The organism is Pseudomonas sp. Marseille-Q7302, from assembly GCF_965111925.1.
In genome coordinates this window covers 1,833,108-1,847,714 of record NZ_CBCOPK010000001.1, presented here as the reverse complement: position 1 = coordinate 1,847,714, position 14,607 = coordinate 1,833,108, and the positions used below count along the sequence as shown (strand labels likewise).

At 64.3% G+C, this 14,607-nt stretch carries 13 protein-coding genes; 10 read left to right on the top strand and 3 right to left on the bottom strand.

What is annotated here, in order from left to right:
- Positions 1–3: 3 nt before the first annotated feature.
- Positions 4–945 carry a bile acid:sodium symporter family protein gene (locus ACWPW1_RS08545; RefSeq protein ID WP_454252780.1) on the top strand — a complete coding sequence of 314 codons (942 nt, stop codon included), beginning with the start codon at positions 4–6 and terminating at the stop codon, positions 943–945.
- Here ACWPW1_RS08545 and ACWPW1_RS08540 read toward each other — a convergent pair.
- Positions 895–3,351, bottom strand: a complete 2,457-nt coding sequence (locus ACWPW1_RS08540) for a putative bifunctional diguanylate cyclase/phosphodiesterase (protein WP_454252779.1) — start codon at positions 3,349–3,351, stop codon at positions 895–897. The two genes, ACWPW1_RS08545 and ACWPW1_RS08540, sit on opposite strands and share 51 nt — an antisense overlap.
- A 175-nt stretch (positions 3,352–3,526) precedes the next feature.
- Complete coding sequence (locus tag ACWPW1_RS08535; RefSeq protein WP_271654407.1) at positions 3,527–4,093, bottom strand: GNAT family N-acetyltransferase; 567 nt, start codon at positions 4,091–4,093, stop codon at positions 3,527–3,529.
- Positions 4,094–4,239: 146 nt separating this feature from the next.
- Between ACWPW1_RS08535 and ACWPW1_RS08530 the strand changes: the two genes are divergently transcribed.
- The 4 genes from ACWPW1_RS08530 (at position 4,240) to ACWPW1_RS08515 (ending at position 9,984) form a co-directional block, all read left to right on the top strand.
- The gene (locus ACWPW1_RS08530) at positions 4,240–7,710 is read left to right on the top strand and encodes a hybrid sensor histidine kinase/response regulator (protein WP_454252778.1); all 3,471 of its coding nucleotides are present in this window, start codon (positions 4,240–4,242) and stop codon (positions 7,708–7,710) included.
- 566 nt (positions 7,711–8,276) lie between these two features.
- On the top strand, positions 8,277–9,155 hold the full coding sequence (gene rfbD, locus ACWPW1_RS08525) for a dTDP-4-dehydrorhamnose reductase (protein ID WP_454252777.1): 879 nt from the start codon (positions 8,277–8,279) through the stop codon (positions 9,153–9,155).
- A gap of 97 nt (positions 9,156–9,252) precedes the next feature.
- Positions 9,253–9,534 (top strand): DUF3509 domain-containing protein, encoded by a 282-nt coding sequence (locus ACWPW1_RS08520; protein ID WP_059314310.1) that lies wholly within the window; start codon positions 9,253–9,255, stop codon positions 9,532–9,534.
- 15 nt (positions 9,535–9,549) lie between these two features.
- The gene (locus tag ACWPW1_RS08515) at positions 9,550–9,984 is read left to right on the top strand and encodes a hypothetical protein (protein ID WP_454252776.1); all 435 of its coding nucleotides are present in this window, start codon (positions 9,550–9,552) and stop codon (positions 9,982–9,984) included.
- A gap of 134 nt (positions 9,985–10,118) precedes the next feature.
- On the opposite strand, the gene ACWPW1_RS08510 is transcribed toward ACWPW1_RS08515, so the two are convergent.
- Positions 10,119–10,406 (bottom strand): DUF3509 domain-containing protein, encoded by a 288-nt coding sequence (locus ACWPW1_RS08510; protein ID WP_007159080.1) that lies wholly within the window; start codon positions 10,404–10,406, stop codon positions 10,119–10,121.
- Between the two features lie 347 nt (positions 10,407–10,753).
- Here ACWPW1_RS08510 and ACWPW1_RS08505 point away from each other — a divergent pair, with 347 nt between their 5' ends.
- The 5 genes from ACWPW1_RS08505 to ACWPW1_RS08485 all read left to right on the top strand — a co-directional run bounded on the left by ACWPW1_RS08505 (position 10,754) and on the right by ACWPW1_RS08485 (position 14,604).
- On the top strand, positions 10,754–11,149 hold the full coding sequence (locus tag ACWPW1_RS08505; protein WP_313649011.1) for a DUF883 family protein: 396 nt from the start codon (positions 10,754–10,756) through the stop codon (positions 11,147–11,149).
- A gap of 15 nt (positions 11,150–11,164) precedes the next feature.
- Positions 11,165–11,557 carry a phage holin family protein gene (locus ACWPW1_RS08500; protein WP_059314307.1) on the top strand — a complete coding sequence of 131 codons (393 nt, stop codon included), beginning with the start codon at positions 11,165–11,167 and terminating at the stop codon, positions 11,555–11,557.
- The gene (locus ACWPW1_RS08495; RefSeq protein ID WP_454252775.1) at positions 11,554–11,895 is read left to right on the top strand and encodes a hypothetical protein; all 342 of its coding nucleotides are present in this window, start codon (positions 11,554–11,556) and stop codon (positions 11,893–11,895) included. The genes ACWPW1_RS08500 and ACWPW1_RS08495 overlap by 4 nt, the downstream gene beginning before the upstream one ends.
- Before the next feature lie 105 nt (positions 11,896–12,000).
- Positions 12,001–13,179 carry an EAL domain-containing protein gene (locus ACWPW1_RS08490; RefSeq protein WP_454252774.1) on the top strand — a complete coding sequence of 393 codons (1,179 nt, stop codon included), beginning with the start codon at positions 12,001–12,003 and terminating at the stop codon, positions 13,177–13,179.
- Between the two features lie 93 nt (positions 13,180–13,272).
- Positions 13,273–14,604, top strand: a complete 1,332-nt coding sequence (locus tag ACWPW1_RS08485; RefSeq protein ID WP_059316845.1) for a deoxyguanosinetriphosphate triphosphohydrolase — start codon at positions 13,273–13,275, stop codon at positions 14,602–14,604.
- Positions 14,605–14,607 lie beyond the last annotated feature (3 nt).

Genomic DNA, 14,607 nt, shown 5'->3' with positions numbered 1-14,607 from the left:
GCCATGCGCGCCCTGGCCGCCCTCAGCCGCTTCGTCGGCAATACCTTCGCCTTCTGGGTGCTGCTCGCAGCCCTGCTGGCGTTTTTCGCTCCCGCCGTGTTCAAGCCACTGAGCGTGGCCATCGTGCCGCTGCTGGGGGTGATCATGTTCGGCATGGGCCTGACCCTCAAGGTCGAGGACTTCGCTGCCGTCGGTCGCCATCCCTGGCGAGTGCTGCTGGGCGTGGTGGCGCACTTCGTCATCATGCCGGGCGTGGCCTGGGCGCTGTGCCAGCTGTTCCACCTGCCACCGGAGATCGCCGTGGGCGTCATCCTGGTCGGCTGCTGCCCCAGCGGGACGGCGTCCAACGTCATGACCTGGCTGGCCAAGGGCGACCTGGCGCTGTCGGTAGCCATCGCTGCCGTGACCACCCTGCTGGCTCCCCTGCTGACCCCGGCGCTGATCTGGCTGCTGGCCTCCACCTGGCTGCCGATCTCCTTTGGCGGCCTGTTCTGGTCGATCCTGCAAGTGGTGCTGCTGCCCATCGCCCTGGGCCTCGTCGCCCAGCGCCTGCTCGGCCGACGGGTCGGCGCGCTGGTCGAGGTGCTGCCGCTGGCGTCAGTGGTCAGCATCGTGGTGATCGTCGCCGCGGTGGTGGCCGCCAGCCAGGCGCGCATCGCCGAGTCCGGCCTGCTGATCATGGCGGTGGTGATCCTGCACAACGGCTTCGGCTTCCTGCTCGGCTATCTCACCGGCAAGTTCTGCAAGCTGCCATTGGCCCAGCGCAAGTCCCTGGCGCTGGAAGTCGGCATGCAGAATTCCGGTCTTGGCGCCGCCCTGGCCACCGCGCATTTCTCGCCACTGGCAGCGGTGCCCAGCGCCCTGTTCAGCGTCTGGCACAACATCTCAGGCGCGCTACTGGCCACCCTCTTCCGCCGCTTCAAGGACGACGACGGCCGCGCCTGAGGGCTCGCACCACACCTGCCGAAGCAGCGCCTGACAGGTGTCTTCGGTAAAGGGCTGCGGCCGGGCGATGCCGTAGCCCTGGGCATAGTCGACGCCCAGGGTGCCTAGCGCCGCGATCACCGCGTCGTTCTCGGCGAATTCGGCGATGGTCTTCTTGCCGGTGAGATGCCCCAGCTGGTTGATCGCCTCGACCATGGCGCTGTCCACTGCATCCTCCAGCAGATGGCGGACAAAGCTGCCATCGATCTTCAGGTAGTCCACTGGCAGGTGCTTGAGATAGGTGAAGGACGACATTCCGGCGCCGAAGTCGTCCAGGGAAAATCTCACCCCCAGCCCACGCAATTCGTCCATGAACTGCCGTGCCGCATCCAGATTGGCCACGGCGCTGGTTTCGGTGATCTCGAAGCAGATCCGTGCCGGGGCGATCTGCCAGCGCTGGAGCTGCTGCTTGACGAACGAGGCCAGGCCCGCTTCGCCCAGGGAATGACCCGACAGGTTGATGGCCAGGGTATCGAGCAGCCCGTTGGGCAATTCGGCGAAGCGCGCCAGCGCCGCGGCGATCACCCAGCGATCCAGGTCCGGCATCAGCCCATAGCGTTCCGCCGCCGGGATGAAGACGCCTGGCGCGATCAGTCGATCGCCCTCCTCCAGCCGCATCAGCACCTCCACATGGCGATCCGCTACGGTCTCGCTGCGCAAACCCAGGATCGGCTGGACGAACAAGCGGAATCTGTCCTCGGCCAGCGCCCGGTGCAGGCGCTGCACCCAGGCCATTTCGCCATGACGCTGGTCCAGCTCCACATCACCTGGCGCAAAGACCTGGATGCGATTGCGGCCCTTGTCCTTCGCGGCGTAGCAGGCCAGATCGGCGAGCCGCAGGGCCTCCTCCGGCGCCAGGGCATGACCACCCAGGTGCACCACGCCAATGCTCAAGCCGACGCGAAAGCCCTGCCCGGCAGCCTCGAACTGGAGAGCACCGACGCAGCAACGCAGCCGTTCGGCCACGGCCTCGGCTTCAGCCGGCGTACGGTTTTCCAGCAGAACGCCGAATTCATCGCCGCCCAGGCGCGCCAGGCAGTCGTCTTCACCCAGCTGGCCACCCAGCAGCTCGCAGAGCTGGCGCAGCAGCCGATCGCCGTGGAAGTGCCCGGAGGTGTCGTTGACGATCTTGAACTGATCGAGATCGATGAACAGCAGCGACGCGCAGACCAGCTCTGGATTGGCCAGCAGGCGCTCCAGCCGGGTCTCGAACTCGCGCCTATTGAGCAGCCCGGTCAGGGCATCGTGACTCGCCTGCCAGGCCAGATCGTGCAGGAAGGCCCGCTCCCGGGTCTGGTCGTGCATCACCAGCACCACCCCGGTGCCGGCCTCGCCACGCGGCAGCGCGCTCACCGTCAGCGCCACCGGGATACGGGTCCCTTCGGTGAGTACCAGTTGATGGGCCAGGGGTTCGTTGCCAGCCCGCCAATCCTGGCTCAGCAGCCGCTCGGCCAGCGGGCGCGTCGACCCCGGCTGGTCCTCGATCTGGATATCGAACAGGTGATTGACCGGTGTGCCGGCGGCCAGTTCGGGCTTGGCGAGCAGACGCGCCGCCGCCGGATTGTGATAGAGCAGCCGCCCCTGGGCATTGAGCGCCAGCACCGCATCGCCGATGGAAGCCAGGATGACCTGCATGTGCTCCTTCTCGGCCTGCAGCGCCTGCTCGGAACGCCAGCGCTGCTGCACCAGGCTGTGCATGCGCCAGATGGCCAGCAGGACCAGCAGTGCACCCACCAGCACGTTGGCGATGAACAGCCCGCGCACCATCTGCCGTGACGCCAGGCCGAGGCGCTCCGAGAAGGCTACGGTCTCCGGCATCATGCGGTCGTGCAAATCCAGCAGGTGGCGCTTCAACGGGATCAGCGCCGGCCCCGGCCCCTGTAGCCTGATCAATTCGAAGCTGGTCCGCGCCAGGGCCTGGAACTCGTCCATGTAGGGATCGGTGGCCTGCCAGCGGGCGATCACTCCCTCGAACGGCTCGACGTGCCGGGCCAGGCGAAAAAGGGTGATGAGCCCATCGATGTCATCCGGGCTGTTGCCGGCCAGGCGCAGCAGGCGCGCGGCTTCGGCAGGACTTCCGCCGTTATCCAGTTCCGTGCGCGCCGCACGATCCAGGTCATTGACGCTGATGGAGGCCAGATAGTCCTGATAGGCCTCGAGGCGTCCTTCATCCAGGTAGGCACCCAGCGACAGCATGGCGTTGCCCAGGCTCTTGCTCCACAGGCTTTCCGCGGACACATAGGCGCGCACCGTCGACAGCAGTTGCAGGCTGAAGATGGCTACCAGCGCCTGGCAGGACAGGATGATCACGAAGGGCCAGACGACCCTGAGCGTGCGCAGCGCAGAGGAAGGTGACAATGAAGACATACAGCGATCCGCGAAAGGAGACAGGCGAACTCGTACCATTGAGCAGGCATGTCGGCCGTATTGCGGAAAACTGTTGGACAAGAAAGGACGGCCGCCGGAATAGCGGCGCCAAACAAGCGGCGCAGACCCGTTGCGCAGCGGTGGTCAGCGACGAACGGTCGGCCAGGCGTTGCCGCTAGTTGAAGGACGCCTCCAGTCGCGCCTTCACCTCGGGCCACTCGCGGTCGGTGATGCTGTAGATGATGGTGTCGTCCAGCCGACCGTCCGCCAAGCGCCGATGATTGCGCAAGAGCCCCTCGCGCACCGCACCCAGCTTTTCGATGGCCGCCTGGGACCGGAGATTGGTCGCTGCCGTCTTGAGCTGTACCCGTACCAACTGCCAGTGCTCGAAGGCATGGCGCAGCATCAGGTACTTGATGTTGCCATTCAGGCCGCTGCCGTGTTGCTCGGCATCGAGCCAGGTCCAGCCGATCTCGGCGGCGGGCAAGGCGGGCAGGAAATCGGCGAAGCGGGTCGTACCCACCAGCCGGTCGGCGATCCGTACGGCAAAGGGCAAGGCTCGCCCCTCGCGCTGCTCGGCCAGTGCCAGACGGTACCAGTCTGGCCGCAGCGGTCCGCTCAGATAATGCAGCGCCTCGCGATTGCGCTCGGCCAGGCCGACCAGTTCGAGCACGTCGCCTTCCGCCAGCGGATCCAGGCGCAGCGCACCACGTTGCAGGGAAATGGGCTGCGCTTGGAACATGACACTCTCTCTCGCTTGAATCAGCCCGCCAACCTAACAGGGCAAACCGTCTGGCTCAACCCAATGTCGCCAGACCTGACGTCTGGCACCCCAAGGTGCGACACTTTGTCCGGGCGCGATGGGCGCCTGGATTGCCTGGAGTCGCCATGTCCCTGCCCAGCGGGCTGATCATCACCGTAACCCTCGGCTACCTCGCCATGCTGTTCGCCATCGCCTTCTATGGCGATCGCCGCCCACCGCTCAAGCCACGCCTGCGGGCCTGGGTCTACAGCCTGTCGCTGGCCGTCTATTGCACCAGCTGGACCTTTTTCGGCGCGGTCGGTCAGGCTGCCGACCAGCTCTGGTCGTTCCTGCCCATCTACCTGGGCCCCATCCTCTTCCTGCTGCTGGCCCCGCAACTGGTCAAGAAGATGGTGCTGATCAGCAAGAAGGAAAACATCACCTCCATCGCCGACTTCATCGCCTCCCGCTATGGCAAGTCCCAGACCCTGGCCATCGTCGTCGCACTCATCTGCCTGGTCGGCGTCCTCCCCTACCTGGCGCTGCAGCTCAAGGGCATCGTCATCGGCGTCAATCTGCTGACCGGTATCAATGCCGAATCCCTGAACACCCGAGCCCAGGACACCGCGCTGTTCGTTTCCCTGGTCCTGGCGGTGTTTGCCATTCTCTTCGGCACCCGCAACCTGGATGTCACCGAGCACCATCGCGGCATGATGCTGGCGATCGCCTTCGAATCCCTGGTCAAGCTCGCCGCTTTTATCGCCGTGGGCCTCTGGGTCACCTACGACCTGCACGACGGCTTCGCCGACCTGCTCGCCCGCTCCCAGCAGGCGCCGCAGCTGCAGGAATACTGGCGGGAGACGCTGGATTGGCCGGGCCTGCTGATCCAGACCGGCGTGGCCTTCATCGCCGTGATGTGCCTGCCGCGCCAGTTCCATGTGACGGTGGTGGAAAACATCGATACCCGGGACGTCAACCTGGCACGCTGGGTGTTTCCGCTCTACCTGGCGCTGGCCGCCCTGTTCGTCATTCCCATCGCCCTGGCCGGCCAGCTGCGCCTGCCCGGTGGCGTGCTGCCCGACTCCTTCGTCATCAGCCTGCCGCTGGCCCAGGAGCGTCCCTGGCTGGCCTTGCTGGCCTTCCTGGGCGGGGCCTCGGCGGCCACCGGCATGGTGATCGTCGCCTGCGTCGCCCTCTCCACCATGATCTCCAACGACATCGTCCTGCCCTGGCTGCTCAAGCGCCGTGGGCAGGTCGAGAGTCCGCACGCGGTGTTCAGCCACTGGATGCTCACGGTGCGCCGCGCCAGCATCGTGGTCATCCTGGTGCTGGCCTATTGCAGCTATCGCCTGCTGGGCTCTAATGCCAGTCTCGCCACCATCGGCCAGATCGCCTTTGCCGCCATTGCCCAGCTCGGGCCGGCCATGGTCGGGGCGCTGTTCTGGAAGGCCGCCAATCGCCGGGGCGTCTTTGCCGGGCTCACCGCCGGCGCGCTGCTCTGGGGCTATCTGATGGTGCTGCCGGTAGTAGCCACCAGCCTGCAATGGCCGCTGGAGGCCTTTCCTGGTCTGGCCTGGTTCGAGCAGCCCGCGGGGGAGCGGACGCTGCAACCGACCACGGTCGGCGCCCTGGTCTCCCTGGCCGGCAACTTCCTGCTGTTCGCCTTGGTGTCGCTGCTCTCGCGCACCCGGGTCTCGGAATACTGGCAGGCCGGGCGCTTCATCGCCCAGTACGCCCTGCCCCGGCCGCGCAATCGCGCCCTGCTGGCGGTGAAGCTGGAGGACCTGCGGCTGCTCGCCGCCCGCTTCGTGGGTGATGAGCGCGCCCGCCTGAGTTTCAGCCGCTTCGCCGAGCAGAGCGGCCTCACCTACCACCCTGGCATGAACGCCAACAGTGAATGGATCGCCCAGACCGAGCGGCTGCTGGCCGGGGTGATCGGTGCCTCCTCCGCGCGCGCGGTGGTCAAGGCGGCCATCGAAGGCCGCGACATGCAGGTCGACGACGTGGTGCGCATCGCCGACGAAGCCTCGGAGGTGCTCGAATTCAACCGGGCGCTGCTGCAGGGCGCCATCGAGAACATCTCCCAGGGCATCAGCGTGGTCGACCAGTCGCTGCGCCTGGTCGCCTGGAACCAGCGTTACCTGGAGCTGTTCGACTATCCGGACGGCATGATCCAGGTCGGCCGCCCCATCGCCGAGATCATCCGCTACAACGCCCTGCGTGGCCTCTGCGGACCGGGCGATGCCGATGAGCACGTGGCGCGCCGGGTGGAACGGATGCGCCAGGGCATTCCCCACACCTCGGAGCGCACCTTTCCCAACGGCCGGGTGATCGAGCTGATCGGTAGCCCCATGCCCGGCCGTGGCTTCGTGATGAGCTTCACCGACATCACCGCCTTCCGCGAGGCCGAGCGCGCCCTGCGCGAAGCCAACGAAGGCCTGGAACAGCGGGTGGAAGAACGCACCCGCGAACTCTCCCAGCTCAACCAGGCACTGGAGGAAGCCAGGGCCCACGCGGAGGCGGCCAACCAGTCCAAGAGCCGTTTCCTCACCGCGGTCAGCCATGACCTCATGCAGCCGCTGAGCGCTGCCCGACTGTTCACCGCTGCCCTCGCCCACCAGGACGGCCTCGCCCAGGAGGCCCAGGAACTGGTGCGCAACATGGACAGCGCGCTGAGATCCAGCGAAGACCTCATCGCCGACCTGCTGGACATCTCGCGTCTGGAGAACGGGCGCATCCTGGCCGCGCCGGCGCCCTTCCCCCTGGCCACCCTGTTCGAGGCCCTGGGTGTCGAATTCAAGGCCCTGGCCCAGGACCAGGGCACCAGTCTGCGCATCCGCACCAGCCAGCTGGTGGTCAACAGCGACAGCAAGCTGCTGCGTCGGGTATTGCAGAATTTCCTCACCAACGCCCTGAGATACGCCCATGGCCGCGTGCTGCTGGGAGTACGCCGCCAGGGGCAGAACGTGAGCCTGGAGGTCTGGGACAGCGGCCCCGGCATCCCGCCGGACAAGCTCGAACTGATCTTCGAGGAGTTCAAGCGTCTGGACAGCCACCAGACCCGCGCCGAGAAAGGCCTGGGCCTGGGTCTGGCGATCGCCGATCGGCTCTGCCGGGTGCTCGGCCACGAACTCTCGGTGCGCTCCTGGCCGGGCCATGGCAGTGTCTTCAGCGTCAAGGTGCCCCTGGCGCCCGCCCTCGCCATCCAGGCGGCGACCGCCAGCGAAACCGCCCAGCCCTTGGCCGGTGATCCGGTGCTGTGCATCGACAACGAAGACAGCATCCTGCTGGGTCTGCGCAGCCTGCTGGGCCGCTGGGGATGCCAGGTCTGGACCGCGCGCAGCCGTGAAGAATGTGCCGCCCTGCTGGATCAGGGGGTGGTGCCACGCCTGCTGATCGTCGACTACCACCTCAGTGATGCCGACACGGGTCCGGACGTCGCAGAATGGATTCGCCAGGTGCTGCGCCAGGACATTCCCGGCATCGTCATCAGTGCCGATGGCCGTCCGGAATGCCTGGCCAAGGTGCGCGAAGCGCGCCTGGATTTCTTGCCCAAACCGGTGAAGCCGGCCTCACTGCGCGCCCTGCTGAGTCGTCAGTTGGCCCTGTCCGGCTAAGCCGGACGACAGAACGGCAGACACCTGTCCAATCAGCCTGTCGTTCAGCACCGATTAAGGTTTTCAGTTCGGCTCTTCTCGGAACAATCCACAGGTTCTGTTGATAACTTTGTTGAAAACATGGTGGAAAAGAACCCTGAGCCTTGCTCTGCGGGCCCCGCAAACAACTTGCTCATTTTTTAACCAGTTTGATAAGTTCAACGTAATCAACAACTTAATTCAAAAGGGCGATTCTAGACAGGGATCTGTGGGGGCCAGAGAGGACTTGACAGGCGCTAGCACAAGTTGTGCACAACTCCCCTGGAAAAAGACCAACGGATACCTTTCCCCCGTCGCACAATTGTCAAGTGTTCGTGAAACAAATTTTTTCATCCTTTCGCCTGGGCTGGTTTCCGGCCAGGCAGGCCTGGCAGAGCCAATGCCAAAGGCCCTGCGAAGGCGAAAGGCTAGCCTTGTCCTACGCCGGTCATCGGGTAGACTGCGCCTTTTGCTCAGGGCTGTCGTGGCGACGCCCACCCTGTCAAACAGGCACGGACGCGCCAGCCCTTCTGGAATAGCTCAGTCACATGAACGTCTTCATCGCGGGTCAACACGGACAACTTTCTCAGGCACTGCAAACCCTGTTGGCACCCAAGGCCCAGGTGACCGTCGTCGGCCGGGCCCAGGTGGATTTCACCCAGCTGGATGCCCTCTACCAACGCGTTCTCGCTGCCCGTCCCGACGTCATCATCAATGCTGCAGCCTATACCGCCGTGGATGCCGCCGAGAGCGATGCCCAGACCGCCACCCTGATCAACGAACGGGTTCCCCAGGTCTTTGCCCGCGCCGCCCAGCAACTAGGCGTGCCCATGGTCCACTACTCCACCGATTACGTTTTCGATGGCAGCAAGCAGGACCGGTATCGCGAGGAGGATCCCACCTGCCCGCTCAACGTCTATGGGCGCACCAAGCTGGCCGGTGAAAACGCCGTACGTGAACAGGCCGAACGTCATCTGATCCTGCGTACCAGCTGGATCTATTCCTGGCAGGGCAACAACTTCCTGCGCACCATGGTGCGCCTGCTCAGCGAACGCGACGAACTGAATATCGTCGCCGATCAGATCGGCGCCCCCACCTGGACGCGCACCATCGCCGACGCTACCGAGCGCCTGCTGGCGTGCAGTGACCAGCAGGACCTCTGGGGCACCTATCACCTGACCGCGACCGGTACCACGTCCTGGTACGGTTTCGCCGAACAGATCGCGCAGCGGCTGCGCGAGACCGGCGAACTGAAGGCGCGCCTCAACCCCATCCCCAGCAGCTCCTACCCCACCCCGGCGCATCGACCCGCCAATTCCTGCCTGTCCACCGACAAGCTGGCGGCGGTGCTGGGGCAGACGCTGCCCGACTGGCAGCGGGCTTTCGCCCAGTGCTGGAGCGAACGCGACACTCAGGTGAGCAGCTGAAACGGGCCGTCGGTCATACTTTTGAGGTTTCCCGCAGAACTAGCCCAGCCCGCTGAAGTCAATGGCACTGACCCCGCTCACGCCAGTCAGGTACGTCATGGACAACCCCTTCCAGCTCATCGCCGCGGCTTTCGAGCACGACTTTCGGGTCAACTTTCGCATCGAACGCCTCGACGGCAGCGTCAGCCTGACGCTGTCCGACGACAATGGCGTCAAGGTAAAGCGGTTGATCAGCAAGCAGCAGCTGCACGATCAGACCCGACTCGCGCGCCTGATCGATAGCATTCGTCTGGGTATTGCCATTGATGAGGGCCATGGCGTCAGCGCTCTGCTGGCGGGCGGCAGCGGCACGGTAAACCACCTCAGCGTGGCGAATTAAGGCAGGAACAGGACCATGCAAACCACGGAAGGCATGACCAGCAGTCTCGTGCAGACCTCAGGCCCTGCGACGCTCCTCGATAACGTGGGCGCGGTTACGCCGCTCCCGTCAGCCGGCGTCTCGCTGTATCAGCTGACCTGCACACGACTCGACGAGCAATTGGCCCCGCTCAAGGTATGGCCGACGCTGCCGGATCGCACCGGGCGCTTTTCCTTCACGCTATTGGATAGGTGTGGGCGCATCCTCTATCGCTCGCCGGCCTTGCGCCAGGCGTTGTATCGGGAAGAGGAACTGCTCAATGGTGTGATCGCCAGTGCTCGGCTGGCTGCCGTACAAGCCGGACAGGGCTTCCCGTCCTGGGGCGTGATGGACGTTGCGTGCCCCATGTACGCGCTGCCCGCGATGCAACTTCCCTGCGGAGATTGTCGTCTGTTGAAGTGCAAGAGCTAGACAATCGACCTTGGACATACCGCTAAAGGCGGCCAAGTACTTGTTTGCCATCTGTAATCTTCAGTATTCGAGACCAACGAATGCAGGGCATCCGTACTGCAAGTCTCGAGCTGAAGTCTTCTGCTGCCTATCCCTTATTCGGAATATCTCAGCATATTGGCTCCGGTGGCGCGTAGCACGGCCATGGATTGCGGTGCCAAGGCTCCGGCCCGCAACGACACGTCCTTGCGGACTTCGTCGATCACCGTTTTCAGCAGCTGGCTCTCACCGAGCTGCCGGGCGCTGACCACCCGGTTCACCCGTGCGTCATCACACTGCTGGTCCTGCACCGTCAGCACGATACTGCCGTCAGGGCGAGGCGCCGTGACCGAGCATTTATAAGTACTGAAAGCGGCAGTCAGTCTATCAATGGCGTTTTCCATTCTTCCCCCTCTTATTTGTCTATAAGTGCATGGACGATCAAATACGACGCAACTGACAGTGATAGAAACAGCAAAGTTCTAGCCTAATACTTGAATAAGACGCCCAATGGCGCTAGCACGCCGTTTTGTGAGCCAGCTCTTCTAATCGATTAATAGTGCGGAACTTTTGGAGACCCGAAATCGGTATGGTATGACCATTCGTCCGCTTTGGACCCTCCTATATGCTCTGACCCTCCTATATAGAGAAAGCACTGGAAGGGCATGCGGCCCCGCCCGTGGAACCTTTGGTCGGAGCCCTCACTCGAAAGGCCTGAAACGGATACCCATTGCCTATTCAGGAGCGCCCCATGAACGACAAAATCTCCCCCGTGCTCAAAGACGAGCTTGCCGCTGATATCGATGAGCAGGCACACCAGCAGAACACTGACCGGGTCCGTCGTCATCTGGGCGAGGCCGAGCAGGCGCTGACCGACGAATTCCACACCCTGCTGGCCGACGCCGAGCAGCTGCTCAAGCACACTGCAAGCATGGCTGGCGAGCAGGCAGATGAACTGCGCGCCAAGTTGAGTTCCAGCCTGGAGCGTTCCCGCGACGTGCTCAAGACCAAGCAGGACGACCTCTACCGCCAGGGGGTCGTCGCCAAGGAGACCACCGAGGAATACGTGGTCGACAATCCCTTCAAGGCCCTGGGCATTGCCGCCGGTGTCGGTTTCCTGATCGGCCTGCTGGCATCGCGCCGCTAAGCCTGGGAGATTGCCATGGACACCTCCTCTCCTCCACGGGAGCTGCCTGACGAGGCGCCCAAGCCTTCGGTCAAGCGCCTCGCCGGCGCGGTAGTAGGACTGCTGCAGAGCCACCTGGAATTGCTGGGTATCGAGGTACAGGAAGAGAAGGTTCGTACCTTCCAGCTGTTCCTCTTCACCGGCCTGAGCCTGATCTTTGGCCTGCTGGTGCTGGTAGGCATCTCGGCGGCGGTCATCATCGCCTTCTGGGATACCTATCGCATGACCGCGACCCTGGCGCTGTGCGGCTTCTATGCCGTGGCGCTGGCGATCTGCATCCTGCGAGCCCTCCGCCTGGTCAAGGGTGCCGCGCCTTTCCATGCCACCCTGGAAGAACTGAACCGCAACCGGGAGCGCCTACTGCCATGAACCAGCCGCTTTCCGCTGCCACCAGCCAGGCCAAGCGCAAGGAACTGGTCCGGCTGCGCATGGAGATGTATCGCCAGCAGCTCATCTACAACGCCCAACCCTTGCACAACCCCATCAGCCTTATCGGTGATCTGGTACGACCCAATCGCGACAAGGTCGCCAGCTCGGCGAAGAAGCCGCTGATGCTGGGCGCGACGGTGTTCCTGTCGTTGTTCGGCAAGCGCCTTGGCGCCGTGGGCCGCCTGGCCCGTATCGGTCTGGCGCTGTATCCCATCGTCAATCGATTGCAGAACCGGCATCGCGAACAGGCGGATCATCCGCTACCGCCACCCCGCTGATCATGAACGGCTCCCCAGGGAGCCGTTTTTTCATCTGGCACCCTTATCGCATGGCATCGGGTCAGGTCGACAACCACCTGCCTCCCTGACGACAAGGAACCGCTCGTGCCCAGTGCTCAACCCTCTGCCTTCTTCCAACCCTTCATCGACACCGCTACCGGACGTATCGCCGGGGTTGAGGCGCTTGGCCGACTGCGCCAGGCCGACGGCAGTCACACCTCCGTCGGGCCCCTGTTTGCCGACCCGCATACTCCGACTGCAAACTTGCTGCACCTTGATCGCACGCTTCGGGAAGATGCCCTGCAGCGCTTCGCCAGCGCACCGGAAGACTGGTTTCTCAGCCTCAACCTGTCACCACGCTGGATCAGCCAGCTGGAGAGCGGAGCCGACCTGCCCAGCCTGGTGCAGCTGGAACGCTCTGGGGTAGCGCCCAGCCGGGTCGTCTACGAGATCACCGAGGCTGCCGGCGATCTGCCGCGCCTGACCGAGGCCGTGGCCCGCTATCGGGAACGCGGCATCCGCATCGCCATCGATGATTTCGGTTCCGGCTATTCGCAACTGGATCGGGTGCTGGACCTGCAACCCGACATTCTCAAGCTGGATATGCGGCTGTTCCAGGCCGCCGCGCGAGGTGGCCCCCGGGGCGACGCGGTCAAGGCGCTGGCACAGATGGCCGAAAAGACCGGGTGTTGGCTGATCGCCGAGGGTGTCGAAACCGAAACCGAACTGGATTTCGCCTTGGAGTGCGGTTCACGTTATGTCCAGGGTTTCCTGTTCGCCCAGGCCACCCATGAGCTGAGCACCAGTGACCGCTACCAGGAGCGCTTCGCCGCCCTGCGCAGTCGCTTCGTCGATGGCAAGCTGGCTCAGCAGACCCAGCTGCTCGCCTTGCGCCAGCGGCTCGCCGACTTCGTCACCCGGCTGAAACCCTGGGCAGAACACGGCGGCCCCTTGAGCGCCCTGCCCGATCCCCACGTCTTTCCCGGCCTGCTGCGCATCTACCAATGCGACCGCGCCGGCACCCAGATTACCCCCAACCTGGAATGGAACGGCATGTTCTGGCGCGAGAACCGCCGTTACCTCAACCACAACTGGTCCTGGCGTCCCTACTTCTATGCACTGCTGGCCGAGGGCTGGAACGAGCGCCGGTTGGCGCTCTCGACGGTGTATCGCGATGCCACGACCAACCAGTACTGCCTGACCGCCAGCCAGTTCCTGGAAAGCGGTCAGCGCCTGCTGCTGATCGACCTGGACGCCAGCCAACTGCCGGGTTTTGCCAACTGAGGGGTGATGATCGTATGTTGCCGAGGTCAGAACGCAGAAGCGCCGAACGGTAACCGCCGGCGTCCCCTAAACGGTGATAGCTCGAGGATGGCCTTGGACTGGCAGACACTTCTTATCCGCGAACGGCTGGGCAAACCCCTGCACAGCCCGGATGAACTGGGGCGCAGCCCCTTTCACAAGGACCACGATCGCATCATCTTTTCCGGCGCCTTCCGCCGGCTGGGCCGCAAGACCCAGGTCCACCCCGTGACCAGCAACGATCATATCCATACGCGCCTGACGCATAGCCTGGAGGTCAGCTGCGTCGGCCGTTCCCTGGGCATGCGCGTGGGCGAGAGCCTCAGAGGCGACCTGCCCGAGTGGTGTGACCCGAGCGATCTCGGCATGGTGGTGCAATCCGCCTGCCTGGCCCATGACATCGGCAACCCGCCATTCGGCCATTCCGGCGAAGACGCCATTCGCTACTGGTTCACCCAGGCGGCCGGACGCGGCTGGCTGGATGACATGAGCGAAGCGGAGCGCCAGGATTTTCTGCACTTCGAAGGCAATGCCCAGGGCTTCCGGGTGCTGACCCAGCTCGAATACCACCAGTTCGACGGCGGCACCCGCCTGACCTACGCGACCCTCGGTACCTATCTCAAGTACCCCTGGACGTCACGCTATGCCGCGGCGCCTGGCTACAAGAAGCACAAGTTCGGCTGCTACCAGAGCGAATTGCCGTTGCTGGAACAGATCGCCGAAAAACTCGAACTGCCCCTGCTGGGTCCCGAGCGTTGGGCACGGCATCCCCTGGTCTACCTCATGGAGGCCGCCGACGACATCTGCTACGGCCTGATCGACCTGGAAGACGGCCTGGAGATGGAGCTGCTGGACTATGCCGAGGTCGAGGCGCTGCTGCTGGGCCTGGTCGGCGATGATCTGCCCGAGACCTATCGCCAGCTGGGTCCGCGCGACTCCCGCCGGCGCAAGCTGGCGATCCTGCGCGGCAAGGCCATCGAACACCTGACCAACGCCACCGCTCGCGCCTTCGTCGAACAGCAGGACGCCCTGCTCGCCGGCACCCTGGGTGATGACCTGGTCGAGCACATGGCCGGTCCGGCCAAGCTTTGCGTGCAGCGCGCCAAGGCGCTGGCCCGGGAAAAGATCTTTCACGACAAGCGCAAGACCCTCCATGAGATCGGTGCCTACACCACCCTGGAGATCCTGCTCAACGCCTTCTGCGGCGCTGCCCTGGAACAGCATCGGGGCCGCGAGCCGTCCTTCAAGAGTCGGCGCATCCTCGACCTGCTGGGCAACAGCGCCCCGGATCCCTCCTGGACCCTGCACCAGGCCTTCATGCGGGTGATCGACTTCATCGCCGGCATGACCGACAGCTACGCCACCGCCATGGCGGCCGAGATGACCGGGCGTTCGAACCCGGTCTAAAGG

Bases quoted from the DNA above. Each gene is read 5' to 3' on its own strand.
- ACWPW1_RS08545 (WP_454252780.1), top strand. From the start codon at position 4: ATGCGCGCCCTGGCCGCCCTCAGCCGCTTCGTCGGCAATACCTTCGCC.
- ACWPW1_RS08540 (WP_454252779.1), bottom strand. From the start codon at position 3,351: ATGTCTTCATTGTCACCTTCCTCTGCGCTGCGCACGCTCAGGGTCGTC.
- ACWPW1_RS08535 (WP_271654407.1), bottom strand. From the start codon at position 4,093: ATGTTCCAAGCGCAGCCCATTTCCCTGCAACGTGGTGCGCTGCGCCTG.
- ACWPW1_RS08530 (WP_454252778.1), top strand. From the start codon at position 4,240: ATGTCCCTGCCCAGCGGGCTGATCATCACCGTAACCCTCGGCTACCTC.
- rfbD (WP_454252777.1), top strand. From the start codon at position 8,277: ATGAACGTCTTCATCGCGGGTCAACACGGACAACTTTCTCAGGCACTG.
- ACWPW1_RS08520 (WP_059314310.1), top strand. From the start codon at position 9,253: ATGGACAACCCCTTCCAGCTCATCGCCGCGGCTTTCGAGCACGACTTT.
- ACWPW1_RS08515 (WP_454252776.1), top strand. From the start codon at position 9,550: ATGCAAACCACGGAAGGCATGACCAGCAGTCTCGTGCAGACCTCAGGC.
- ACWPW1_RS08510 (WP_007159080.1), bottom strand. From the start codon at position 10,406: ATGGAAAACGCCATTGATAGACTGACTGCCGCTTTCAGTACTTATAAA.
- ACWPW1_RS08505 (WP_313649011.1), top strand. From the start codon at position 10,754: ATGAACGACAAAATCTCCCCCGTGCTCAAAGACGAGCTTGCCGCTGAT.
- ACWPW1_RS08500 (WP_059314307.1), top strand. From the start codon at position 11,165: ATGGACACCTCCTCTCCTCCACGGGAGCTGCCTGACGAGGCGCCCAAG.
- ACWPW1_RS08495 (WP_454252775.1), top strand. From the start codon at position 11,554: ATGAACCAGCCGCTTTCCGCTGCCACCAGCCAGGCCAAGCGCAAGGAA.